We start from the raw sequence: 24718 nt of genomic DNA, 5'->3' as shown, positions 1-24718 counted from the left end.
CACAGGCTTGACCGCGCCAATTGTCCGGGCAGGCGTGACCCACGATTCCGGACGGACGGTGATCGATATCGTCCGCCGATACTACGCAACCGGCGGCGCGGTCACATGCCTCGCCCATCCGTCACATCGACCAGGAAACCTCCGAAAGGAAAAGGACATGGGAAAGCACAGGATCAGGATGGTCCAGGTCTTCAAGGCCGCACGCGTCATCGAGATCGAGGTTGAGGCAGAAGATGAAGACGAAGCCGTTGAGAAAGCGTCATCCGGCGCCATCGACATACCCGACTTTGATGATCCGCGCTGGAAGACCGGCTGGGATCTCCAGAACGAGGAGGTGGAACCAGCATGAGCATCGAGGATGGCTACGACCTGCCGCTTCGCGCGACATTCGAGGAAAAAGGCGGCACCCCCTACTGGCATTGCAACCTTGCCGCGCTTCCGCATGTCGGAGACACCGTCATCATCAGCTCCGCGCCAAAGGGTGTCCGGCATGTCGTCCACAGCATCGACCACCATGTCGGCGGGGCCAGTCACCGGATTGTCATCGTTGTCGCGCAGGCCGCCTGACGATCAATCACGTCCGCTGTGAAAGGATCAGGCCATGATCGAGATCACAATCTTCCCAATGCGCAATATGCCGGACGGAAGCGCAACGATCGCCGAACGTCCGATCGATCCCGAATTCTGGGATGTGCTCGTTCAGGACGAAAACGGCGAGCTCCTCGACGAGAAAGAAGACCTGGAGACCTATGGCGCGGCGGAGGCAGCTGTCGGTTTATTTCTCCTGAAGTATCCGGACGCAAGCGTCGACTATCGTTGATAGTGGCGCGTTGCGCGCGCCGCTTTTCATCAGAAATCCGCCGAATCCGGAGATCGATGATCCTCGCGGTTGGCTTTTGCCATTTGCGTCTCATCAGCAATCGCGCTGGTGATCTCGGTCGCCCGCATCTTCCGTTTGATCAACTGCAGGGAGTTTCCCGATGACCACGCTCGAAACCCGGCGTTTCGTCGTCATCTCCACCGCGCATGTGTCGGAGACCACGGCAAAGCGGCTCGACAATACCCCGCCCAAGGATTGGCCGTGCCTGGGCGGCCCGTACGGCGAATATGGCTGGTTCCTCTACGCCCACGACGAGAACGCCGGCGTCTGGCCCGACACCATTCCCGACGAACTCTTCAACGTCATGACGTGGAGCCGCCGGCAAGGCTTCGACTACATCCTGTTTGATTGCGACGCCGACCAAGTCGCCGACCTGCCTACCTTCGATTGGTGACGTCGGCACCGTCTTCCCGATTTGATCCCCAGATAGGTCCCCGCCGCAGAGAGAAAGAGGGGCTGGTTGCGGGTGCAGTGTGTGGAGGAAGGGGGAGGCGGGCTGTGGCTCCATACGCGCCGAGCCAAGTCGATGATCATCGATATCCGACAACGACTACGTCAGCTGAATTCAAGCCCCCGGTGCGAACGCGCATCTAGCATCTCACACCGTAATTGCCATTCATCCGAGCCCGGCCGTCGTGCCGGGCTCCTTCGTTTCAGGAGGTCAAAATGCACGCCCCACAGGCGAACCCAGTCAGCTACACGCCGGATCGCAGCTTCTCTGCGACCAGGGAGGAGCAAGTAGTGACACTGCTGCGCGCGCTCGGCGTCGAGGAGATTGAATACCACCTCGACGGTGGTGGCGACTCCGGTGACACCAGCCTTGAACGCGTCCTCTATATCGATGGTCATGAGGAGACGCACCTCCCGGACCTTCCGATCAGCTTTAATCCCCGGGGCGATATCCAAACACTCCAGCACTATCTCGACAACCTCGCATCCGATCTGCCCGAGGGCGACTGGATCAACAACGAAGGGGGTTCCGGCAAAGTCTTCATCAGGCCGATGGCGGATGAGGAAGATTGGTTCGAATGCAACATGACCTTCCACGATGAAGATGACTACGAGAACGACGACTTCGAGGAAGGCGATCTCGATGACGCGGATGAGCCGCCGGCCGTGGACCCAGAACTTGGCGAGACGGTTACCGGAGCGAAGGAGTATGCCCGATGAACACCGCATCCCCTTCCACCACGTGGGCCGACCTGCTTACCCACTCTGCAGGAGAGCTTATCTCCCGCGTGCCGGCCTTCGCGAAGCTTGGCAACCATCCCGCGATCGGCGCCTTGGCGACAATCTCTGCGCTCGCGAAAACCGCTATCACGACCAAGCGGTCCCTAAACAGGGTCGAGGCCCGTGTCATTGTCAAGCCACGGCCCGATGTCGATGCCCATGCCATGCATCTTGTCAGGGACATGGAGGCGGCGATCACAGCCAATGCGTGCCGCGCCCGTACCACGGCATCGTTCGATCTCGGGGCCTGGCTCGACCACTACGGCTATATCGAACTGCTAGCACAGGCAATCGAAGCCGGCGCGAATGAGGCCGCTCTCAAAGGCATGGCCGAGCTAATTTCGGAGTCGATCACGAGCTTGTCGTTGCAGGTGCGTCATTTGACCGACATGCACCTTGACCGCCTTCTGCGCCGCGATGCACCCCAGATCGAAACTCGTCCGACCAGCCCGTCTGCCACTATCGAGTGGCTGTTGGCCGTCGATCGTTCCGGTGACCCAGAACGGCCGATCCTGCTGACCCGCCGCTGGCAGGCGCTCAGGATCTACGCCGCGCTCTCGACCGTCTTGCGCGAGGAGAGCATCACAGCAGCCATCGACGATGGCGTTCCGCTCAACCCGCTCCTGATGAACCGGCTTGGCGTCTCGACCGCTGAACTCAAAGCACTTCGGGGTGCGCGTTCTCTCACGACCGCACTCCAGACAGGCAGTGATTTCGGGGCGATGATCACGGAGCTCAAGGCCCATGGCGTGCCCCTGACGGAATGGCCGGCCCGCGGTGAACCCGACCAACCTACCGCCTGGTCGCTGTCGCCATGGGTGGGTCATCAACGTAACACCATCATCAGGGTCGATTATGTCAGCGCCAACCAGCACGCCTCCGATGCCATAAGCGCTCTTGCTGAAGATATTTTGCGGCCACTCATAGCCAACCGGGCAGTGCTGGCAAAGCGCAACATGGTCGCCTACGCTTTCCTCCAATCATTGGAGTTCCCGACCGGGCTGAGGAATAGTCAGGATCGGCGGGCATTCCTCGCCGTGATCAATAAGGCAATCATCGGATCCCGCGGCATCAAGGCCTTTCATGAGGCCGCCGAGCTCTGGCATCGTCGTGTGGCAACACTCTCGGCAGTTCGCCACGAGTGTCGAACCGACCGGCCGGGATGGCCATCGATCTGTCTGCCATGGCAGTGTCAGGAAGGGATCCACGAGATCGTTCCGATCACCACGGCGGCAGGTCTCGTCGAAGAAGGCAACAGGCTCGACCATTGCGTCGGCGGCTACTATCCGGAATGCCGTTCTGGCACCGTACAGATCCTGTCCCTGAAGCGCGAAGGGACCCAAGCCGCGACGATCGAACTGAAACTTTCAGGCACAAGCGCCGACACGCTCTCCTTCCAGGTCGGTCAGTTCAAAGCCCGCCGCAACGAGCGGCCCGACGACGAACTGCATGACGTCCTTCGCGCTTTCCTTCGCGATGTGAACAGCGGCAAGCATCCGATCTTCCGCACACAACTAGCTGCCCATCGCAAACGCATGGAGCGTGAGGGCGACTATCTCTGGAGTTCCAGCGTCCTGCCGATCCCGCATGCCCGCGAGGTCTTCCCGTTCTACCTGCCACTGCTGCCGCGCGGCACGCCCGAAAACCTGGACGCATGGTCTGAACAGACTGGCCTCGCGGCAGCCATAGATCGCGCAGTAGCCGTGCTTTCCAGCCCGGCCTGACCGGGTTCCCCATTCCATCCCAAGAAGGAGGACCGTACGATGCATCCGTACGACCATGCGCGCTCGTCTGCAAAAATTCACGGCGGTTGCTGGAGCGATTATTGCCAGTTCCACGCCTGGTTCGACGCTTCCAAATCGCTACTTTGCCGGTTCACGCACAGGGCGCTTCGACATCACATCGAGGGGGTCGGAGAGGCCGTCGCGATCTTCGGGCCTTCCGTCCTCAACTGCGATGGCATGCAGGTCTCGACCGAGCAACTCGGCATCCAGCACCTTGAAGAAGATTGCACGCATCCGCCTGAAGCGACGGTCTGGCTTATCGATTTCGACATGCCGGACTGGCTGCCAACCGCAGAGCCGGACAGCGCCGAGCTTGCCGAGGCGAGCTCTGCCCGCTTCGGCGGCACTGTAGACGCCTATCTCGGACTGCATGCGTGGTTCCTTGAGACCCGGAATTGGTCGGCGGGGCCGGAGCACCTTGTGTTTCGGCACCATGCCTTCGGCATCTTCGAAGCCGAGGCCCGGTTCGGCCCGATGATCGCGCTGGGCGACGGCAAAGCGGTGCCGACGCGGGTGGTTGCCGAGCGTCACGTGCAGGGGGTTCTCGGCCGCGTTCCGCCCGCCAGCGAATTCCTCAGGCGAATCAAAGCGGAGCGCTGGATGCTGCAGGCGACATCGCCACGCAAGCTGGGTCTCGACTGACCGCTGGCATCCGCCGTCTGATCGCCGGCCCCACACCCTCAACACCAACATGTCGTTGTCACGCCGCGGATCACACCGCGCGCCGGCGACCTGCGTCCAGGAGAACCCACCATGGTCTTACATCCACCCTTCAGGAAGGTGCTCGACGGCGTCGCCACGCGCGAGCAGATGTTCCAGCTGTTCAACCGGCACAAAGACACCCCTGGTTTCGATCCGATTTCCGGCGTCCCCTATTCGGGAGAGTGGTTCGAGATCGACGCGGCTGAGTACCATTTCATGCTGAATCTCCTGCCGCCACTCTTTCAGCGGACGGGCATGTTCGGCATGTCGGAATACAAGGCCGGATATGTGACCAGCGTGTTTTTCGCGATCAGAATCCGCGGCCGTGAACGCTGGTTCCACGGCTTCTGTGACCTGACCGACAAGCGCAGCCCCGACGTGATGCGAGCCGCCATCATCGCCCACGAGACAGGCGCGGTCGACAGCATGACGCGGGAAGAAAAGCTTGAGACGATCTGGAACGCAACCCATCCAGACTTCAAGGCGATCGCCGGCGAGGCAAATCCCGAGGCCTGGCCCGTCAAGCACCATGGCAAACGCGCCGTCCTCGTGGACAGCGGTGGCCGTGGCACGATCCTGAAGCTGCTCGAGGACCTTTCGGACGACGAGATCAACATCCGTATACCGGCAATCCGGGCGCGTTGCACCACAAGGGGAGGAGGCAAGGATGCGGACCCATCGTAAACAACCGACACCGCCGGTGAAACGAACCTACGAAGCGCATTCGACCTATACAGCCGGTCTTGGCGTCCCCGATCGCCACCGATACCGGCGCACGCCGCTGGGTACGCCGACCATGGCCGATCTTGTTCGTCCCGGTGACACGGTCGCGACCTCTTACAACACCGGTGGTGTCGTCATCGAGGTGAAGGAATATTTCTACGCGGCATCCGCCGGTGAGACCCTGTCTCACTTCATGATTGTCTATGTCCCGCCCAACCGGGCAACAAAATACAGCGATATTGACCACCGCTGGATCAGTGAGTGCGTCACCGTCGATGGCCGCATCCTGAAGCTTTTCGAGGCCAGTTCGGATGAAGTCTTCGTTATCGACCGGATGCAGCCAGCCGATCGGCGACCGCCCCGGACCATTCTGATCACATAGGCGCTTCCCGCCGGCTAGGCGGCAACGCGCCTTCACAGGCTCGACATGAAGTCGAGGAGATCCCGTATTTGAAGGAGGCGCCCATGACCGCACCAGGTCGCATGAGACAGGTCAAGCAGAACATCAATGCCTTCGGTCAGGACCTGTTCCAGGTCTTTGCCGATGGAGCCGAGCCCGGCTTCACCTACACGATCGGCAACGCCGACCGTGGTCTGCCCGAGCTTCTGTTGATCGGCGACTTCCCGCCACGCATCGCCGCAGGCCTGCTCAACGAACTCGGTGCCAAGATGCGGGAGGCCGGCAAGCCGTTGCCCACTGGCATGATCGATATCGGATGGTCTATTCCGCTCAAGGTCCGCAAAGTCGGGCCACTTGCCCAGGCACGCTACACCGTTCAGGTCGACGAATATCTTGGCCACGACCGCTACAGCGTTCTGCAGATCATGGTCTGCGACGAAAACGGCCGCCACCCGGGTGACCCGGGTTGCGATCCCCGCTACGACGTCGATCGCCCCTAGCGTCCTCGCTGCTGCCGGGACCAACAGCGCATGTCAATCTACATCAGATGCCACGCTGCATCACATGCCGATGCATCGGCGATCGCGAGCGTGTGCCCGAATCCAACCTGGAAAGGATGCCATCATGACCAGCAAGGCCCCTATCGCCGCCATCGCCCTCAACGAAAAGACATACACCTCCGGAAGCCCGTCGAAGCACTGGAACCGCGGTGACGATCTGTGCACGGACAGCGGCACAGGTCTCAGTTCCGGCGCGGGGGCGCAACCGGATACCCGGAAAGCGAAGACAACGTTTCGCGACCATCTTTCGCCGACAATGCAAACTGCGCTGGCCTTCGAATACTACGAGGTGAGGCCTTGCATCGAACGCGATCGGCGGATCTGTTCCTATGCCGATGAGGAGGACTACGCCGCCGATCTCGCCGCCGCGCAGACGGCCGGCGGGGAGTTTCGCACGTTCTGGTCGCTCTACGGAATCGACGCCAGCGCTCATGCCGCGATCGGCGACTTCGTCTCGAAAGATGCGGCACATGAGGTCATGAACGCCATCCTGGCAGTTCCCGCGGCAGCCCGAAACGCGATACATGCCCAGACCGCTGCGAAATTACGCGATGGCGTCGATGGCACGCCGGGAGCACGAGCCGCGGGCGACTGGCTCGATGACATGATCAACCAGTCCTCGAACCATCAGCGGATTTGACCATCCGGCCGATACCTCAGCCCCTTCCAACCGTCGCTCGATGCCCGGCCTCGCCGGGCTTTTGCATTTCTGGACCAGCGCAAGCGGCCTTTCAACCAAGGAGAACACCCGATGTCACGCCTGAACGATCCGGAGAATTTCCACGGCCGCGTCAACTATGCCGCCAAGGTCATTGCCTACGGGCACCGACCGACCCGCGCCTTCGACAATTGCTTCGAGAACTATGATGGTGATGAAGTAGCGACAGCCATCCTGCGACGGTCCCGCAAGAATGCCCGCCTCGCGGCCAATCTCCAGCGCTATCTCAACCTCAGCTCCATCGAAGCCGCCGCCGAGCGGCTCGCCGAAGTTCCGACGTGCAAGCTGCCGGAGGTCGCCCGGCAAACGCGTGCTCGCCAGAAGGCCGAGTTTAACACCTGGCTCGAACAACAACAGAAGCCCAATTGCTCAACCTCACCGGAGACGCCCACCAACGAATCCGGGACTTCGTCATGACCCATGAACCCAATCCAGCCGTCACGTTCCAGCGAATCTACGAAGGTCCCTTCGGCGTAGTGATCGATGAAAACCGGCATGCGGTTTCCGATCGCGCCGGCCGCCTTTACCCCGAAGGCTGACGCCCAAACTTCAGGAGAAATCCCATGTCCTCGGTTCCCGCCCCGATCTATCCGCAATTGGAGGAAGTGGCCCTGCCACATCTTGTCGACTACGTCACTGACCTCACCGTCCATGATGCCAAGATTTGCCGTGTGCTCGAACTTGGCGATGAAGCTATGTATGCGATACGTTCTTCCGGGACGCATTTCTGCACGTATCGCAATGTGTGCGATCGCGATACGGCCCAAGCGGCAAGCACGGCCCGCCGTGGTCTCGATTATGTCGACGCTGTGCATTTCGTCGCGCGTGACGCTCGCTGGTATCGGATCGAATGCACCGCTCCCGGCATCGGCACGGTGACACCGATCGCCTTCGCCGACGCGCGCGCCATCGTACGCGCTGAATGCGACCGCCAATCAGGCAAAGCCAGCTCCTAGCCAGGACAGGTCCAATGCCCGCCGCGCTCCAGGCGGCTGTATTTTCGGTCAACCCCACCTGGTGTTACGGCGGAAGCATCTGGTTCTCGATCGTCAGCACCGAGACTGCTTCCTTGATCGCGCCTGCCGTGGTGATCCCAGCGCTTTCCAACGTGATCAACGATCTCCTCGCCGATGCCTCGAACTCGGCAATCGGCGCTGAGGGAACGCTGCATATCGACGTCGCGTGCCGGGACGTTCCCCCACGCTCCGATCTGCCGGAGACGGGCGAAAAGTAACGGCCTGTCCAAGAGTCCTTCGTCGGATCTTCGTCCATGTCGCCGGAGGGAGAGCGGGGCCGGGAGGAGTGCGGCCCGGCCGGTGCAGAGGGAGTGCTGGCGGGCGGACACTCTCTCCCACGAAGGACATCTCCATGAACCTTGTCACGACCACATCGGCCGTCGCCCGCGCGGCTGCGCCCATCGCCGCGCCGGCATCCACCCCCATCGACAGCGCCCAGGCGATCCACCAAGCGGCGATGCTGCTTCTGCCCTTCCTCGAACAAGGCAAGCCTGTCACCACCGCTGCCCTGCGTATCGTCTTGACCGAGAGCTTCGGCGGCACCGACGCACAGGGGTTCTGGGTCTGGAAGGACGCCTATGAGGCGCTCGAAGCCGCCCAGGTCCTGTTCCTGCGCTGGTTTGGAGGGGCGATCCAGTCTCGGTCAGCCTCGTCGCAGGCGACGCTCGCGATGATGAAACGCATCGCCGAACTTCTTCCCACCCACACGCGGCGCTCCGCCGAGAGCCAGGCCATGCAGCAACTATCGACGCCGCTGCCGCTTGCCTTCGTCACCGCTCATGCCGCGGCGATCGCCTCATCGGACCTCGTTCTCGAACCCTCGGCCGGCACCGGTCTGCTCGCCGTCCATGCCGGGATCGCCCGGGCTTCGCTCGCGCTCAATGAGCTTGCGGTAACACGCGCCGACCTGCTCGGCCTGCTCTTTCCGCGCGCTCCGGTCTCCCGGCACGACGCAGCCCATATCGACGATCATCTCGACCACGCCATTGAGCCATCCGTCGTGCTGATGAACCCGCCGTTCACGGTCGGCGCCCATGTCGACGGCCACGTCGCCGATGCCGCATGGCGACACCTTTCCTCCGCATTCGCACGTCTACGTGCCGGCGGCCGTCTTGTCGCCATCACCGGCACCGGGCTGTCGCCAGAAAACCCCAAGTGGCGGTCTGCTTTCGAGCGACTGCAGCAGCAGGGCAGTGTCGTCTTCACCGCGGCAATCGACGGCCGCGTCTATGCACGCCACGGCACCACCGCTGAAACCCGCCTGACCATCATTGACAAGATTCCAGCGGCAGATCCGTCAGACTTCGTCGCGTCGCCGGGCAAAGCCACAAACGTCGAGACGCTGCTCTCCTGGATCTCGGATCTGTCGCCCCGCACACCGGGCGGCTTTCCGGACTCGATCGGCACCCTGTCGAAGGGTATCCTGCGCAATACCGCCATGCAGATGGCAGCTCGATCCGCAGGGCGATCCGCACCGATCGGCGTCTCGGCGTCTGCTGAGAAAGCCGTCCGTCCGGCTGCCCGGATCACGCCCAGCCGACCGGTGGCTCCAAGCAGCAGTCCTGCCGTTCCGCTGGCCTATGAGCTGCGCGACTGGATACCGGAGGAGGGCGGCCACCTCACCGACACGATCTACGAGCCCTACGCGCTCCAGTCGATCGACATTCCACGCGCCAGGCCACATCCGACGCCGCTCGTGCAATCGGCGGCCATGGCGGCGGTCGCGCCGCCCAAGCCGTCATATCGCCCGCTCCTGCCTAATGAGGTCATCGATCAGGGCTTTTTGTCGGATGCCCAGATTGAAAGCGTGATCTATGCCGGGGAGGCTCATTCTGGTCTCCTCGCCGGCGCCTGGACGGTGGACGAAACCTGCGATGTTGTTTCGGCCGCACCGGAAGATGCCGAGAACGCCATGCGGTTCCGTCGTGGATGGTTTTTGGGCGACGGAACCGGCTGCGGCAAGGGTCGACAGGTCGCCGGTGTCATCCTCGACAACTGGCTACAGGGCCGTCGGCGCGCCATCTGGATCTCGAAATCGGACAAGCTGCTGGAGGACGCCCAGCGCGACTGGTCGGCCCTGGGACAGGAGAAACTGCTCGTCCAGCCGCTGTCTCGCTATCGGCAGGGAACACCGATCCGCCTTGCCGAAGGCATCCTCTTCACCACCTATGCCACCTTGCGCTCCCAGGAGCGCGAGGGCAAGAAATCCCGAATTGCCCAGATCATCGATTGGGTGGGGAAGGATTTCGACGGCGTCATCGTCTTCGACGAAGCGCACGCCATGGCCAATGCAGCCGGCGGCAAAGGCGACCGTGGCGACGTCGCCCCGTCACAGCAGGGCAAGGCTGGTCTGCGGCTCCAGCATGCGCTGCCCGATGCCCGCATCGTCTATGTATCGGCGACGGGCGCCACCGCGGTCGAGAATCTGGCCTATGCCCAACGTTTGGGCATCTGGGGCAGCGAGGATTTTCCCTTCGCCAACCGTGCCGAATTCGTGGCGGCCATTGAAGACGGCGGTGTCGCCGCGATGGAGGTGCTCGCCCGCGACCTCAAATCGCTCGGTCTCTATGTGGCGCGCTCGCTCTCCTATGACGGTGTCGAATACGATCTGCTCGAGCATGAACTGACCGAGGAACAGATCCGCATCTACAATTCCTATGCCGACGCGTTCCAGGTCATCCACAACAACCTGACCGCCGCGCTCGAAGCTGCCAACATCACCAGTGAAACCGGCACGCTGAACCGCAACGCGAAGTCGGCGGCAAGGTCGGCCTTCGAGAGCACCAAGCAGCGATTTTTCTTGCATCTGATCACCTCGATGATGACGCCGACACTGATCGGCGCGATCGAGCAGGACCGTGCCGACGGTCATTCGGCGGTCGTGCAGATTGTCTCGACCGGCGAGGCGCTGATGGAACGCCGGCTGGCCGAGATCCCAACCGAGGAGTGGTCAGATCTGCATGTCGATGTCACTCCGCGCGAGTACGTCGGCGGGTATCTGATGCATTCCTTTCCGACGCAACTCTTCGAGGAGTATTCGGACGCCGAGGGCAACGTCTATTCACGGCCCGTGCATGACGAGGATGGCAATCCCGTCCAATGCCGGGAAGCTGTGCGCCGGCGCGACGAGATGATTGAAAGGCTCGCCTCCTTGCCTGCGGTTGGCAGCGCCCTCGACCAGATCTTCCATCATTTCGGCACCGACACTGTCGCCGAGGTGACAGGACGCTCACGCCGTATCGTGAAGAAGACCGGCCGTGACGGCATCGACCGTCTCGCCGTCGAAAACCGCCCGGGGTCGGCCAATCTCGCCGAGACGCAGAGCTTCATGGATGACGACAAAAGCGTCCTCGTCTTCAGCGATGCCGGCGGCACCGGCCGATCGTATCATGCCGATCTCGGCGTGAAGAACCAAAGGCTGCGTAAGCACTATCTGCTTGAGGCCGGCTGGCGTGCCGACAATGCCATTCAGGGGCTTGGTCGGACCCACCGCACAAATCAGAAACAACCGCCGTTGTTCCGGCCGATGGCCGCCAACGTGAAGGCGGGCAAGCGCTTCTTGTCAACCATTGCGCGGCGGCTCGACACGCTGGGTGCGATCACGCGCGGCCAGCGCCAGACAGGTGGGGCAGGGCTGTTCCGGTCCGAGGACAATCTTGAAAGCCCCTATGCCCGGGCGGCGCTCCGCCAATTCTACTATCTGCTGCATCAGGGCAAGATCGAAGGTTGCTCGCTCACCACCTTCGAGGCCGTCACCGGTCTGTCGCTAACTACGGACGAGGGCGGCCTGCGCGAAGAGCTACCGCCGATCACGACCTGGCTCAACCGCCTGCTTGCTCTGCGCATCGAAACCCAGAACCTGTTGTTCGACGTGTTCGAGCAGTTGATGACGGCGAAGGTCGAAGGCGCTATCGCCGCCGGCAATTACGACAAGGGTCTGGAGACGGTCACGGCCGAGAGCATCGTCGTCACCGATCGGCGCATCGTCTATACGCACCCGGTTTCGGGCGCGCAGTCGCATGTGCTGACCGTCGCGCGCAAGGACCGCATCCGCCCGCTCGGCCTGGGGGATGCACTGGCGATTTCTCGCGCGGAACCGCAATCACTCTTTCTCGCAAATACGCGGTCGAGCCGCGCGGCAATACAGCTTCCGACAGCAAGCCTGATGCTCGATGACGGCACGATAGAGCACCGCGTGCGTCTGCTCAGGCCGACCGACGAACTGCGTTTCGGCATCGACGCCCTTGCAGAAACCCACTGGCGACCGACTGAGCGAAAACTGTTCTGCGAACTCTGGCAGGCCGAAGTCGCTGCCGTTCCGGAATTCACCACCAGCACCTTCCACATCGTCACTGGGCTCCTCCTGCCGATCTGGCGGCGACTGCCGGATCATGACTGTCGAGTCTATCGCATCCAGACTGACGCCGGCGAACGCATCATCGGCCGTCACATTGCGCCGACACAGGTTGCAACCATGTTCCGCAATCTCGGGCTCGACGATGTGCCAACGTTGGCGCCGGATGAAGCATGGGCCGGGCTGGTTGATGGACGGATCGGATTGCAGCTTGCCGATGGCCTGATCCTGCGGCGCAGCCGCGTCATGAATGACTACCGTGTCGAGCTAATCGGCTTCACAGATGCGATGGTCTCCCGGCTCAAGGCCCTCGGCCTGATCTCCGAGATCATCTCCTGGAAGCTTCGCTTGTTCATCCCCACTGGAGCTAGCGGCTCAGCCATCCTTGCCACACTCCTCGATCGTCACACGCTGGTCGGGGTCACCGACCGCACCGCGGCGGCTTGAGCGGAGGCGATCATGACCGGCTCGGCCTCCGAACTGGCGCGCTGCCTCGGCGAAAACGCCGAGGCGGTGTGCCTCGAATATCTCTCCAACGGACATCGTTCCGGCAATCACTGGATCGTCGGCGATGTCCGCAACACGCGCGGCCGCTCTATGCACGTCCGGCTGAAGGACAACGGTAGGGGCTCTGCTGGCAAGTGGGTGGACGAAGCGACCGGCGAATATGGCGACCTGCTCGACGTCATCGAGCAAAGCTGCGGCCTGACCGAGTTCCGCGAGGTTGCCGACGAGGCCCGACGCTTTCTGGCCATATCGCAGCCCGAACCCGTTAACGCAGAGCAGCCGCCCCCTGCGGCACGCGGCTCGCCGGATGCAGCACGTCGCCTGTTCGCCATGTCGCAGCCACTCGCCGGTACGCTCGCCGAACGCTACCTCGTCGGCCGTGGTATCCTGCTCCCCGGTCGCGAGCGTGCGCTGCGTTTCCACCCGGGCTGCTATTATCGCGATCTCGTGGCCGGCGAGACGCAGACGCTTCCTGCCTTGATTGCCGCAGTCACCGACCTCGATGGTCGCATCACTGGCCTGCAACGCACGTACCTTTCCTCTGAGCTCGACCCGAGCGGCAATGTCGGCAAGGCCCAACTCGTGGATCCTCGCCGCTCGCTCGGTCATCTTTTTGGCAACGGCATCTGGCTCGGCCTCGATCCCGATCTGCCGATCCCGGTCATGGCCGCCGGCGAAGGTCTTGAGACGATGGCCTCGCTTCGAACGGTGATGCCAGCGCTGCCGGTAACCGCCGCCACCTCGGCCAATCATCTCGCCGGTCTGACGTTCCCGCCCAATTGCCGCCGCCTCTACATCGCCGCCGATGCGGACGCCGCCGGCCGGCAGGGCATCGAGCGTCTCAGCCAGCGCGCGGGCGAGGCCGGAATCCTCGCTTTGGCGTTGCGGCCGCAGCTCGGTGATTTCAACGATGATCTGCGCCATCTCGGTCCGGCGCGTCTCGCAGCATGGCTCAGCGAACAGCTCGTCCCGGAAGACGCCCGTCGCTTCCTGCCGCCTGGATGATCGCCTCGCGCCGGCAGGTGGGCAGGGGCGGCGTCACCGAAGCGCCCGCTGGCATGGTGGCGGTCCACCGGGGAGGCCGCGCCCGCGGCCTGCCGAGAGGCGACCCCTGCCACGTCCCGGTCACGGCCGCAACGGCTGCGCCGTCCTCCGCTGCGCTTCGGCCTTCGGTGCGGCCGCGCCCGGGTCGCGGCCGGGTTTCGCTGTCAGGCCGCGATGGGCGCGGCCACAACCGACGGAGACACGCCATGACCTACGAGCTTCCCTTCGATGACGGCTACGAGCCCTACCACGCCTCCTCGCCGACCGATCGCGTCATCCTCGAACTGCAAATGTACGGCCATCATCCGCATCAGGACGAGCCGGATCCCCGGCCGCTGCCCGACGACGAGGTGATCCGGGCCGGGCTTGCCGGGATCGTCGAGACCTTCGCCGGCATGCTCGGCGACACCAGGCTCGAACCGGATCTCGACGACCTGCTCTGGTCCTTCACCAACGTCTTCCATCGCGCCGCCGAGCGCGTCGCCCGCACCCTCGACCGCAATGAGGAGGCGCAGCGGTCGAGTCAGCACGAGCAGGACGGCTCCGAGGTGAAGTCCGTCGAACTGGAACGGCTCACCGCCGAGGGCATCACTTATATCGAGCGCCGCAACGTTCTCGAAATCATGCGCGACGAGGCAGCCGACCTCTACGAAGCGGAAACCGGATCGGCATGGCGACCACGTACCGGCTCCAAGGTCTCCCATCAGGCGATGACCTCCGCGGTGATCGACAGCCGCGACTTCCTCGCCGCACGCCGCCGCGCCGAGACCGAGGTGCTGGTGCCGGCCGGGACCAAGATCGCCTTCGCCGGTGGCCTCGACTGCAACGATCACGATCGGATCTGGGACGCGCTCGACAAGGCCCGCGAGAAGCATCCCGATATGGTGCTACTCCACGGTGGTAGCCTACGCGGTGCCGAGCGCATCGCCGCCTGCTGGGCCGAGAACCGCAAGGTCACGCAGATCGCCTTCAAGCCGGACTGGAACCGGCACGCCAAGGCGGCGCCCTTCCGCCGCAACGACCTGCTCCTTTCGGTGGTGCCTTACGGGCTGATCGTCTTTCCCGGCTCCGGTATCACCGAAAACCTTGCCGACAAAGCCCGCAAGCTCGGCATTCCAGTCTGGCGGTTCACGGTGGCCGGCGCGTGAGCGCCGGTTTCCTTGCTCGCATGCGAGGAACGCGATTTCCTCACCATGTCGACAAACCCGACCCTTTCGGTCGGGTTTGTCCTGCGCGAAGCGCATCAGACCCGCTACGGGGACGAAGCTGTTTTCTTGCAAATCTGGAAATGCCAGATAAGATGGATATCTACAAGGAGCCATGGCATGCGACAGTTCACGACAGGCGATCTCAACAAGCAGGTTGGCGATGTGACCGATGCGGCCAGCCGCGAACCTGTGGTGCTCACCAAACACCGCAAACCCCGCTACGTGCTCATGAGCTACGAGCATTATGAGCGGATGCGCACTGGCCGGGATCCGCGTCGTGCCCATTTCGTCTCCGAGATGCCGCAGGAGCACAAGGACCTCTTCGCCGCGGAGATCGACCGGCTGGCGCAGGGTGAGGGTTATGACGATGAGCCGTGAATTCCTGCCCGGCCAGATCATCGCCTATCCCTATCTCTGGGCATGGCAGCAGGAGCGCGGCCTCGGCGACCTCAGCCGATGCTGGATCGTCGTCGACGAATACAATTATGATATCGCCGAGCGCTCCTGGTACATCGAGCCGGGCGGTCAAGCCCTCGGACGCTTCAGCAAAGCCTTCGTGATGAAAATCGCGACCGCCCTTGCCGAAGCGCGAACATCGGGACGCCGTGTCAACCGTCTGGAGTGAGGTTTTCCGCCCTCGACGCTCCCTACTCACTCGCCCCGCCCCGCCCCCTTTGCCTTCCAGATCGAGTTCCTAGTCTCCTGATCGGCCGCTCGCCGACGATCAGCACGGCATCGTCAGCAGATTTCAGCCGGGACCCGGGCGCGCCGGCCTGCGGCCGGCCGGGCTCTAGTCGCGGCTTCCGCCGCTCCCCGAGCCGGCTTCGCCGTCTCGGCCTTCGGTGACGATCCCTCGCGCGGGAGAGGGAGAGGAAGGCTGGGGTAGGGCGGTTGATTTGAGAGAAAGGAAAGCGACCATGGCGATGATATTCCTGGGCGGCTCCCGCGACATCTACGAACTGCCGGCCCCTGCAATCGAACGCATCGGCTCAATCGTTGCGGCCGAGCACGGCGTGCTGATCGGCGATGCGCCAGGAGCCGATGCCGAGATGCAAGGCTTGCTTGCAGGCTACAATTACGAGCATGTCGGCGTCTTCCATGCCGGAGCCGAACCGCGCAACAATCTCGGTGATTGGGCAGCCTATCACATTCCCCCGCCGGACGGTGTGCAGGGCTTTGCCTTCCACGCCGAAAAAGACCGCGAAATGGCACGGCGTGCTGACTTCGGCCTGATGATCTGGGACGGCGTGTCGCCCGGCACCTGTCTCAACGTGCTCCGCCTTGCCCTGGTCGCCAGCCCTTGCGTTGTTTACGACACCATGCGGGGCCAGGTTATAACGGTGCACAACATGGCGGACTGGCGGGCCATGCTCCACAATGCCGGTCCGGACATTCGGCGTGAGGTCGAGGCCCGCATGACGGCAGACGAACGCCTGGCACTCGAGGCGTGATCTCCGCAACCGTCGAGCGGACCGGGCGGCGCAGACCGCCCGTCTTGCCCCGGCCGAAGGCCGACCCGGCGCTCCATCTTCCACAATGGCTTTCGCCAGCCCCTTGCGCAGTCAGCCCGTTGCGGTTTCTCCGCAGCGATCCAGCGAGACTTCTTGTCCATCTGTCGCGCCGACGGCAGGGCGAATGCGGATCATACCGCGCATGTTGGTTCCACACCTGACCGAACGCGCTTCGCTACCCGTGCCGAGACAGAGCACCCCTGCCAGCGCCGCCCCCGAAACCGCGCATGATGGAAATTGTGGGTGGCAGGGGCGGGGCGCGGAATAGTCGGCGTCAGGAAGGGCGTTAAAGCGCGGGCCCATAGCCGGGGCAAAACCATTCCTGCAAACACCGCGCTGGCTGTGGGATTGTGCGATGGCGGCCGGGGCATCGCCATCGGCCGCATCCGGACCAATCCCGTTTCATGTCGCCTTTGTAGAGGGCCGCCTGCCTTATGCGGTCAACCCCCGTTGGGGGTACGCTCGACAAAAATTCAGGAAAATTCGATTTCGGTTTTTCGTTGCGGGCCAGGCACTTTCCTTCCCGCAAGCGGGGCCCTGGAAAGTGCGGCCCGCGGCTTCGGCAAATAGAATTTTCCAGAATTTGTGCCGAGTGACCGCAGCAGGACAGCCCCCTCCTTTGGCGCCATCGGGAATGGTCCTGATGCAACCGAAGGAGAACTACCATGGCCACCACGATCGCAAACCTCACCGCCAAGGCCGACGGCTCGATGGAAGGCGTGTTCGCCACGCTGCGGGTCAACGCCCCGATCACCCTCATCCCGAACACCAACAAGTCGCGCGAGGACGCCCCAGACTACCGCATCGTCAACAAGCGCACGGGCTTCGAGATCGGAGCCGGCTGGCAGCGCATCTCCCAGCGTTCGGGCGAAGAGTACCTCTCGGTCAAGATTGAAGCCCCCGAGATCGGCGTGATCTTCGGCAACCTCGCCCCCGCCCCGGGTGGCGACGAGAACAAGAAGGTCATCCTGTGGAACAACCCGCAGTGAACCACAGCGAGCCGGCCCCCCAAGGGGCCGGCTCTTTTTGTTCCACAGCCCCAGGAGGCAACCATGAGCCGCTACACTATCACCGTCACCAGCGAAGGCCGCTCCGATCCCGATGCTGTCATCGGCTTCGATCCACCGCTGCGCACCTTCTTCCTGCAAGCCTTCCCCGACCAGGCCGGCGACGATCTCGCTTTGTGGCTCGGCACGCGCGACCGCGAATTCGAAACACTCGACGCGCTGCACGCGGCGGCACGCGCCAAGGGCTATGACTTCATACCCTTGCCCAAGGATGCCGCGACGCAACTCGCCGATGACAGAGCAAAGGAAGTCGACCGACCGCCACATGATGGACCGCTCGCCGCGTTCCTGCGTCATCTGCAGTCCGAATAGATCGATCTGCCAAAGGCCCGCGCCGGACACCAATCCGACGCGGGCCTTTTTTCGTGCCGGTCCGACGACAACCAGTCACAGTCATTCGACCGCGAACGCATCGCGATAGCCGCGCCGCCTTTTGGTCTGCACAAGCACGAGGGCAGCGGCGGCCGCATCCTCTTCGCGCATGTAGAGGTCGATGCGCGTCCGACCCCGCCGGCCAATCCGTCCCCACTCGCGAACAAGGCAGATATCGCCGAACAGGCCTGGTGTCGCCGATAGTCGATAGAACCGAGCCATGTTGCGGGCAGGGTCAATACGATGGAGATGGATAGCGTCATCCTTTTGCATGACGCCATGGTTGCTTTCGGGACGCTTGGCGTCCAACGAGTTCGATGAATCGGTTGGGTCAGATCGATTCACGATACTGATGCATCGGCGGGCGGAGCGATGGTGTGGCGAGCCGGCCTGCGGCCGACCGGGCTCTATTCGCGTCGCTTGTGCATCGCTCACGCAGCCCGCTGAAGCGGTCTCCGCCTTCGGTTCCGATCCCTCTCGCAACGGCACAAGGAACCGGATCGACCGGTCCCTTGCACCACGAGGGGCAACCCCTCGCACTCCCCGCCGGCTGGTCGCCGGATAGGGACGCATCCCCTGTCGGGGATGCGGGTCTCTATCTCTCTGACGTCCCAGTTTACTGGCCGCGCCCATCGCCTCAAGGACTGCGCGGCCCCTCCAATTTTCAGCTGCGCCCCTTCGGGCCGAAGCAGAAAATCGGTTCCTCCGCTTGCCGCCTCCGGCGGTCGCGTTCCGCGATCCTTGACCCGATGCTCGACTTGCCCGTCGCGGGGCCTCCGTCATCAAGATGAAGGAGACACGGCCATGACATCCAACAATCTCATGCTTGTCGCGCAGCTCTCGGGGCTTCGCATCCAGGTTCTCGCAAACCGTCTCGGCTGCGACAGCGATCTGGCACGGGGCGTCCACGACCTGCTCGCCGCAAAACTTGCCGATATGATTGCGGCGCAGCGCAACATCCTCGCCGCCGACCGGGCGCTGGTGGCAGCACGCGGGACCGAGGTGGAAGAGGATGCGTTCTACGACCAGAACCACTACCAGACCGCCTGGCACGAGACGTGGCATACCGAGCCGATCGCGCTTCTCGACGACTATCTGGTCGACGACCTCACGCACGAATATTACAACTTCCACACCGGCCGCTGGAACTACCGCGACACCGACGTTCCGATCGCGGTACCTGTCCGGGCCGACAGACTGTGCGGTCTCGCACCCATCATCGCCGAGATCGAGGATATCAGCGGTGCAGGGTTCACCGTGGAGAACGTCTATTACAGCGAAGCCGAAGCCGAGGCTGCGTGGTGGGAAAGCACCGGAGCCGACCCGGACGAAATCTTCGCGATCACCGAAGCCGACCCACTATGAGGTCGGCGAACGAGGCGGCGCAAATGCCGCCTTGTTTTTTCTCCCACCTCGTTTAGCGACTCTGCCCTTCGCGACGAGACCCGCCCCGCAGATTGGCGTCAAAATCTCACGATCCGGTCTGGCCGCTTCTACGACTTGTCGTCCGGATCGTCGGGCGACAAGCCTTCCACCAGCATGAGCAGGTTCTGCGCCGTCGCTGGCGGCAGGTCGAGGATACGCCTGACAAGCTTGTTCTTGACCGCCGCCTCCTCTTCGCTGTCGCCAAGAAACTGTGGAGCTGCTGCATAGATCGCCTCAAAAGGCGAGAAGCCGAGCAGTTCGGCAAGAAGCAACAGGCGGGTTACGCGCAGCTTCGCTCCAGCCCGCTCATGGCGCGCATAAATCTCCTGATGGATCCCGATCATCATGCCGACCTGCTCGCGGTTCAGGTTCAGCGCATCGCGCCGTTCACGCAGAAAGCGGCTCAGCGCCTTCTCCATATCGAGCAGGCTACGAACACCGTCAAATCCCGGCTTGCGATAAATCGGCTTGTCGACCTCCGAATCGTCAGTCTCGACGAGGCCGTGCTTGTCAATAAAAGTCTGGATGTCCTTGATGGCCATCTGAATGATGCAATCTGCCTGACGTTGTCTGTTCTGGTCAAATTGACGTGGAAAATCCCGCCAATCCGACAAAGGGCGCGAAAAATCCGTGTCAAATCGATGACGTTCCTAGCAGGGATTCGGACTCAAGTTCAACTCGCCTGTCGATCTGAAAGCGTTTCCGTTGCTTCAGTAACCATTCGCGTCGAGATACTGCCGGATCGCCTTCTCCATGATCGCCTGCATGGAGGTGTCCAGGTTGAACGAGGCCAGTTTCAGCCGTCGCTTCGTCTCACGGTCGAGATTGACGTTTACGAAATGGCTAGCTCCTTTCATCCGCTCCCGCTTCATCTGGCGCAGCGCCTTGCTCGCCTCGCTGGATACCTCACCCTTCTCGGGCTCGGCTCCCTCGATCGGTTTCGACACGGCTTCTTCATTGATCGGGCGTTCGATCGCGGTTGGCGTCAACGCTGGTGCCGGGCGCTGCCTGCGCGGTGCAGTCGCAAACTCGTCAAGCGACAGGCTCTCCTTCCTGCTCATGCCGCACCTCTCGCTATGGCCTTGCCCGACAGCAGCACTTCGTCGACCTCGCCGACCAGCGCCTGCGTCTCCCTTCGTGCCTTGGCGATCGCCTCCGTCACCTCCAGCATCTGAAGCGTGCCGATGCCGTTGTGGATGTCCTTATAGACGTTGCGCTCGAATACCTCGGTGCGGAACAGATAGGTCCCGACCTTATCTTCGATGATCGGCCTGATTTTCCGATACAGTTCCGTGTGGCGCACCGTCACAGTGATGCGGGTCCGCAACACGCCGTGCCGGCAGTTGCGGCCGAGCGCCTCGTTCACACGCAGCACGTTCTGAAAACTGTCGATAGCTCCGAGCACTTCCCGCTTGGAGGGCTGGATCGGCGAGATCACCAGATCGGCGAAGGCGATCACGGGATCAACGAGCGCTGTGTCCTCGCCCGGCGTGTCGATCAGCACATGGTCGAACGCAGTCGCGTTTTCTTTCATCCATCGTTCCAGCCCTCTCGCCGTCTTGTGGCTGTAGACTTCGACATCCTCAGGCTGGGCATCCTTTTCCTGGCAGTCCGTCCACCATTTCATGAGGTTGTTGCGGGCGTCCATGTCGATCATGGCAACGCGCCTACCCCGCAGGGCATATTCGCCGGCAATGTTCATCAGAGCGGTGGTCTTGCCAGCTCCTCCCTTGCCGTTGATGGCGGCGATTACGATGGGCATCGGCTCATCTCCCCAAAAAGGTGTTTCCACTGACACATGAATCCATTTCCATGTGGACGTGGATTCACACTGATATGGGAACACATGAACATGGAAAAAGACAATGTTATTGATACGTAAAAATGTGAATTTTGTTAGATATTGCGATTAATAAAAACATATTAGGTTGGCAGGATACGGAAAAATGTGATACATTTTTCCTAACGATCGAGGGACAAGCCCTCGATCCGCGGCCTGCGGCCGCAACCACCATGATCAAAGGTATGATTGGCGATGGACCCCAGCCGTTCAGAAGCGTCGAAAAGGAAGGACAGGGTGGCGCATATCCGCTTTTCTCCGGCCGAGTTCGGTGCTTTGGAGGAGGCGGCAAGCGCAGCCGACATGACCCTTTCCGCTTTCGTGCGGTCGCTTTCGATGGAAGGCGCCGGTGTGCGACCCTTCCTTGGGGAGGGGGATCGCGCCGTGCTCGGCGTGCTAGCCGCTGGCATGCGCGCGATCGGCGGGAACCTCAATCAGATCGCGCGCGCCATTAATATTGGCCGGGTGCCCGCTGAAGGAGACGTCGCAGACAGCATCAGGGATGCGCATGGGGTGGCGACGGCTCTCGCGGCCGAGCTGGCAGAAATGACCAGGCGTTCGGCGGCAACCCGGCGTGGGGAGGGCGTCTGATGGAATTCCTACCCGGTTCCTTCGAATGGGAGTGGGAGCGCCGCCGCGCCGCGCTGACGCATGAAATGCAGCTTGGCAAGGTCGACAAGAGCGATTGGGACGAGCCGCGAAGAGGAGGGGCGTCGCGGCTCCCGGATGAAGGGTCGGGCGGTTTTGGTCGCGCGCGGCTCCGGGGCGGTGGGAGCCGTGCTGGTGCAGCGTCTGCCGGCCGCTCGATGCGGACACGCTTCGCGGCGCTGGCGCGCGGAAGTCAACCGGCCGTGGTCAAGCTCGCCTCCTATGGCGGTGGTTCACGTGCAGGGGCGATGATGAGCTACACGTCGCGAGAAGGGGAACTTGCCGTTGAAAACGAGCGCGGCGAACGTGTTTTCGGCAAGGATGCGCTCGCTGAACAGCGGGCCGAGTGGGAACATCTCTTCGACAATCGTGTTGCCAGCCGGGACCTCGGTGTCTTCCATGTTTCGATCGATGCAGCCTCGCTGCGCAATGACGTCGACCGGGACGACCAGTTGCACGAAATCCTGCGATCCGGATTTGGTGATCGACGGTTCGTCTATACCGCTCGCGAGCGATCGCCAGGTGAGCTTTCTGTGAGGGGCGTCGTTGTTCTGCGCGATGGGCAGAGCGAGCGGCTGACCGGTGACCGGAAAGCTGCGGATATCGTTCAGCAGCGCTATGACGATACCGAAGTCGGCCGGGACGTCGCGGCACGGTTTCGGTTCCACGGTTATGGCAATGGTGTGGAATGGGGTGCCGCGCGTGTCAGGGAATTGGTCGCTGGCACCGACGGCGAGGTTCGCGATGACACCGGCCGGTTGATCGGTGATGCGACGCAGGCCGGCGATCTGGTCCAGAAGGAATGGCGCAAGGAGTTGCACAGCCGCAAGGGCAGGGACGTCATGCACCTGATTGTCTCGGCGCGTGCAGGTACGGATGCGGCCGCGTTCGAAGGCGCGGTCCGCGAGTTCCTCGGAGAACAGTTCACCGGGCACCGCTATGTGTTTGCCGTCCATGATCCAGCACTCGACCCGAAAGAGATGGCGGAAGGCGGCAAGCGCCCGCATATCCATGCCCATGCGATCGTCACCATGCGCTCGGAAACGGGGGAGCGGATCGTCACCAGCCCGCAGCTGTTCCGGGAATGGCGCTCCGTGATGGCCGAGAAGGCGCGGGAGCAGGGCATCGACATGGAGCTGACCGACCGCCGCGAGTTTGCCAGCGCGCCGGCCTACACCCGCAATCAGGTGCGGCCCGTCAATTATCGCGGCCGGACTGAGCACGAAGGCACGAGCCATGCCGCGTATACCCGCTATCAGGCAAAGCGCTCGAACGAGGTGAGCCTCGCAGCCACTGACCGGAGCAGGCAGTACACGGCGACGGCGGCGGAGGTCTGGAATGATCTCGCGAACGAAGAGCCGGGCATCTCTGAAGGCAAGTTCGCGATGCTGCAAAAGGCGCGCCTCGAAGGTATTGCGGGTATCAACCAAACAGATCATATTTTTACGGGATCTGGGCAAGAGGCTGTCAAAAATACCACAAATATGATAGAGTTGACTCAACTCGTGAATGGTGAGGATGGACAGATGCGAGAGATGACGCGTCCGGAATTCGAGGCCTACGAAAAGCGCGTCGAGGATGTACTCTCCAGCGTCGAGCAATCGATCGATGAATCCGATCGCACGAGCTTCGAGGACGTGGCTGCAGCTGCGCGCGATGTTGTGGATGTCCGCCGCGAATATCTTGAGTTCTCGGAAAGACAGGTCGCCGCGGATCTGCACGACATGCGGCAGGAAGCGCCACGTGATCGTGGCGATGTCGCGCACCATGGTGAGGACGCCGTTCGTGTTGGTGACGAATTGTTCTTGCGGATCGACACAGCTGTGACGACCGTCGCGACACTCCGCGAGCCCGAAGTGCGCAATGATTACGGCTCAGGCACCTACAGCATGCAAGAAACCGACGCCGAGTATGATGCACGCATGGTAAAGCTGATCGAGGCCGAAAAGAGACATTCCGAATTGCTCGACCGCGCTGCCAAGGAGGCGCTGGACGGGAATGGTTATATTCTGGAAGCTGCGGAGAAGCGGATCGACCTGGAATTCGCGATCAATATGGAAACCCGGCGTCGTGAGGAGATGGAGCGATATGATAGAGGAGTTGATAAGGATAGGGAGTCCGCTTCAATCAGCTCCAGCTCGAACAGCCGGCATGACGGCAAGCCCGGCGGGTCCTCGGAAGTAGCCGAAGCCGAGCAGCAGCGCGATCCGGTTCAGGACGTCCATTCGACGCCGGAGCAGGATGATCATGTTGCCGAGCAGCAGGCGGCGATGCCGTCGGAGCAGCGTCCAAAGCATCCAGATGAACGAGCCGCCGAAAGGAAACCGGCCCTCGACGCGGAACATGCCCGATCCGATCCGCCACAGCAGCATGTGCCGCGACTTCGGCAGATCGAACTGGAACTTCAGGAACGCGAAGACCGCGACCGTGATGACCGGGATCGGTAGGAGAGGATGATGAAGGACGATTGGCGAAATAATCTGCTTCCTCCGCCCGAGGGTCTGGAAGATCGTCCGGATGGATTTATTTCGGTGGCCATCCTGGCCTTCATTATCCTCGGGCCGCTGATCTATTTTGGGCCGCAGCTTGGAGCGCTCGAAGCCTGGCTTGTTGACGTCTACCGCATTGTGGACAGTTGGGTGGCGCCCGTCAGGGATTTTGTGCTCGGTTGACCGGGATTGCTGTCAGCCTCTTCTCGATTGCGTTCGCGACAATGCGGGATGCATTGC

31 protein-coding genes are annotated in these 24718 nt (G+C 62.3%); 27 read left to right on the top strand and 4 right to left on the bottom strand.

The genetic code is table 11. The annotated features are described in order from the left end of the window. The first annotated feature begins 157 nt into the window (after positions 1-157). From BFN67_RS24220 to BFN67_RS22500, 23 genes are all read left to right on the top strand, one after another. Positions 158-349, top strand: coding sequence for a hypothetical protein (locus tag BFN67_RS24220; protein WP_139789299.1), 192 nt, complete (start codon positions 158-160; stop codon positions 347-349). Next, complete coding sequence (locus BFN67_RS22600; protein WP_080921713.1) at positions 346-567, top strand: hypothetical protein; 222 nt, start codon at positions 346-348, stop codon at positions 565-567. Before BFN67_RS24220 ends, BFN67_RS22600 begins: the two co-directional genes overlap by 4 nt. Before the next feature lie 34 nt (positions 568-601). Next, positions 602-820: a hypothetical protein gene (locus BFN67_RS22595; RefSeq protein ID WP_080921712.1), complete on the top strand. Its 219-nt coding sequence runs from the start codon at positions 602-604 to the stop codon at positions 818-820. Between the two features lie 160 nt (positions 821-980). Further along, positions 981-1274 carry a DUF5983 family protein gene (locus BFN67_RS22590; protein WP_080921711.1) on the top strand — a complete coding sequence of 98 codons (294 nt, stop codon included), beginning with the start codon at positions 981-983 and terminating at the stop codon, positions 1272-1274. Positions 1275-1546: 272 nt separating this feature from the next. Then, a complete protein-coding gene (locus BFN67_RS22585; protein WP_139789298.1) occupies positions 1547-2050 on the top strand; it encodes a hypothetical protein in 504 nt (167 codons plus the stop codon). Then, the gene (locus BFN67_RS22580) at positions 2047-3834 is read left to right on the top strand and encodes a PcfJ domain-containing protein (RefSeq protein WP_080921709.1); all 1788 of its coding nucleotides are present in this window, start codon (positions 2047-2049) and stop codon (positions 3832-3834) included. The genes BFN67_RS22585 and BFN67_RS22580 overlap by 4 nt, the downstream gene beginning before the upstream one ends. Positions 3835-3873: 39 nt before the next feature. Continuing rightward, entirely contained in the window at positions 3874-4536 is a 663-nt protein-coding gene (locus BFN67_RS22575; protein WP_080921708.1) for a DUF6915 family protein, read from the top strand. A 111-nt stretch (positions 4537-4647) separates the two neighbouring features. Next, a complete protein-coding gene (locus BFN67_RS22570) occupies positions 4648-5280 on the top strand; it encodes a DUF1419 domain-containing protein (protein ID WP_080921707.1) in 633 nt (210 codons plus the stop codon). Then, the gene (locus tag BFN67_RS22565) at positions 5264-5701 is read left to right on the top strand and encodes a hypothetical protein (protein WP_080921706.1); all 438 of its coding nucleotides are present in this window, start codon (positions 5264-5266) and stop codon (positions 5699-5701) included. Before BFN67_RS22570 ends, BFN67_RS22565 begins: the two co-directional genes overlap by 17 nt. 83 nt (positions 5702-5784) lie before the next feature. Continuing rightward, positions 5785-6219 carry a DUF4262 domain-containing protein gene (locus BFN67_RS22560; RefSeq protein WP_080921784.1) on the top strand — a complete coding sequence of 145 codons (435 nt, stop codon included), beginning with the start codon at positions 5785-5787 and terminating at the stop codon, positions 6217-6219. Positions 6220-6343: 124 nt separating this feature from the next. After that, positions 6344-6919: a hypothetical protein gene (locus BFN67_RS22555; RefSeq protein ID WP_080921705.1), complete on the top strand. Its 576-nt coding sequence runs from the start codon at positions 6344-6346 to the stop codon at positions 6917-6919. Positions 6920-7030: 111 nt separating this feature from the next. Next, positions 7031-7414 carry a hypothetical protein gene (locus BFN67_RS22550; protein WP_080921704.1) on the top strand — a complete coding sequence of 128 codons (384 nt, stop codon included), beginning with the start codon at positions 7031-7033 and terminating at the stop codon, positions 7412-7414. Then, on the top strand, positions 7411-7536 hold the full coding sequence (locus BFN67_RS25110) for a hypothetical protein (RefSeq protein WP_280951354.1): 126 nt from the start codon (positions 7411-7413) through the stop codon (positions 7534-7536). The genes BFN67_RS22550 and BFN67_RS25110 overlap by 4 nt, the downstream gene beginning before the upstream one ends. 24 nt (positions 7537-7560) lie before the next feature. Then, on the top strand, positions 7561-7953 hold the full coding sequence (locus BFN67_RS22545; RefSeq protein WP_080921703.1) for a protein kinase family protein: 393 nt from the start codon (positions 7561-7563) through the stop codon (positions 7951-7953). Between the two features lie 14 nt (positions 7954-7967). Beyond that, positions 7968-8231, top strand: a complete 264-nt coding sequence (locus BFN67_RS22540) for a hypothetical protein (protein ID WP_080921702.1) — start codon at positions 7968-7970, stop codon at positions 8229-8231. Positions 8232-8365: 134 nt separating this feature from the next. Continuing rightward, a complete protein-coding gene (locus tag BFN67_RS22535) occupies positions 8366-12814 on the top strand; it encodes a strawberry notch family protein (RefSeq protein WP_080921701.1) in 4449 nt (1482 codons plus the stop codon). Positions 12815-12826: 12 nt separating this feature from the next. Beyond that, positions 12827-13879, top strand: a complete 1053-nt coding sequence (locus BFN67_RS22530; protein ID WP_080921700.1) for a DUF7146 domain-containing protein — start codon at positions 12827-12829, stop codon at positions 13877-13879. Positions 13880-14124: 245 nt separating this feature from the next. Next, positions 14125-15066, top strand: a complete 942-nt coding sequence (locus BFN67_RS22525) for a DUF2493 domain-containing protein (RefSeq protein WP_080921783.1) — start codon at positions 14125-14127, stop codon at positions 15064-15066. A gap of 177 nt (positions 15067-15243) precedes the next feature. Beyond that, positions 15244-15504, top strand: a complete 261-nt coding sequence (locus BFN67_RS22520; protein WP_080921782.1) for a type II toxin-antitoxin system prevent-host-death family antitoxin — start codon at positions 15244-15246, stop codon at positions 15502-15504. After that, positions 15494-15751: a hypothetical protein gene (locus tag BFN67_RS22515; RefSeq protein WP_080921699.1), complete on the top strand. Its 258-nt coding sequence runs from the start codon at positions 15494-15496 to the stop codon at positions 15749-15751. Before BFN67_RS22520 ends, BFN67_RS22515 begins: the two co-directional genes overlap by 11 nt. 292 nt (positions 15752-16043) lie before the next feature. Next, entirely contained in the window at positions 16044-16577 is a 534-nt protein-coding gene (locus BFN67_RS22510; protein ID WP_080921698.1) for a hypothetical protein, read from the top strand. 725 nt (positions 16578-17302) lie between these two features. Then, a complete protein-coding gene (locus tag BFN67_RS22505) occupies positions 17303-17626 on the top strand; it encodes a DUF736 domain-containing protein (RefSeq protein ID WP_080921697.1) in 324 nt (107 codons plus the stop codon). A gap of 63 nt (positions 17627-17689) precedes the next feature. Next, positions 17690-18016, top strand: coding sequence for a hypothetical protein (locus BFN67_RS22500; RefSeq protein WP_080921696.1), 327 nt, complete (start codon positions 17690-17692; stop codon positions 18014-18016). Positions 18017-18097: 81 nt separating this feature from the next. Here the strand turns inward: BFN67_RS22500 and BFN67_RS22495 are convergent, their stop codons facing one another. Beyond that, positions 18098-18349, bottom strand: coding sequence for a WGR domain-containing protein (locus tag BFN67_RS22495; RefSeq protein WP_080921781.1), 252 nt, complete (start codon positions 18347-18349; stop codon positions 18098-18100). A 531-nt stretch (positions 18350-18880) separates the two neighbouring features. On the opposite strand from BFN67_RS22495, the gene BFN67_RS22490 reads away from it, so the two are divergent. Beyond that, positions 18881-19441, top strand: coding sequence for a hypothetical protein (locus BFN67_RS22490; protein WP_080921695.1), 561 nt, complete (start codon positions 18881-18883; stop codon positions 19439-19441). 128 nt (positions 19442-19569) lie between these two features. Here BFN67_RS22490 and BFN67_RS22485 read toward each other — a convergent pair whose 3' ends face one another. The 3 genes from BFN67_RS22485 to BFN67_RS22475 form a co-directional block, all read right to left on the bottom strand. After that, positions 19570-20043: a helix-turn-helix domain-containing protein gene (locus BFN67_RS22485; protein WP_080921694.1), complete on the bottom strand. Its 474-nt coding sequence runs from the start codon at positions 20041-20043 to the stop codon at positions 19570-19572. Positions 20044-20211: 168 nt separating this feature from the next. Continuing rightward, positions 20212-20562: a hypothetical protein gene (locus BFN67_RS22480; protein WP_080921693.1), complete on the bottom strand. Its 351-nt coding sequence runs from the start codon at positions 20560-20562 to the stop codon at positions 20212-20214. Beyond that, positions 20559-21263, bottom strand: coding sequence for a ParA family protein (locus BFN67_RS22475; protein WP_080921692.1), 705 nt, complete (start codon positions 21261-21263; stop codon positions 20559-20561). Before BFN67_RS22475 ends, BFN67_RS22480 begins: the two co-directional genes overlap by 4 nt. Positions 21264-21578: 315 nt before the next feature. On the opposite strand from BFN67_RS22475, the gene BFN67_RS22470 reads away from it, so the two are divergent. Genes BFN67_RS22470 through BFN67_RS22460 form a run of 3 tightly spaced genes read left to right on the top strand, consistent with a single transcriptional unit; the run spans position 21579 to position 24661 of the window. Continuing rightward, positions 21579-21932 carry a plasmid mobilization protein gene (locus tag BFN67_RS22470; protein WP_245295376.1) on the top strand — a complete coding sequence of 118 codons (354 nt, stop codon included), beginning with the start codon at positions 21579-21581 and terminating at the stop codon, positions 21930-21932. Beyond that, positions 21932-24436, top strand: a complete 2505-nt coding sequence (locus BFN67_RS22465; protein WP_080921690.1) for a relaxase/mobilization nuclease domain-containing protein — start codon at positions 21932-21934, stop codon at positions 24434-24436. Before BFN67_RS22470 ends, BFN67_RS22465 begins: the two co-directional genes overlap by 1 nt. Positions 24437-24442: 6 nt before the next feature. Further along, entirely contained in the window at positions 24443-24661 is a 219-nt protein-coding gene (locus BFN67_RS22460) for a hypothetical protein (RefSeq protein WP_080921689.1), read from the top strand. The last annotated feature ends 57 nt before the right edge of the window (positions 24662-24718 follow it).

Source organism: Manganibacter manganicus (assembly GCF_002075885.1).
GTDB lineage: Bacteria > Pseudomonadota > Alphaproteobacteria > Rhizobiales > Rhizobiaceae > Mesorhizobium > Mesorhizobium manganicum.
The sequence above is the reverse complement of the archived record's forward strand: the minus strand, read 5'-3'. Positions and strand labels throughout refer to the sequence as shown.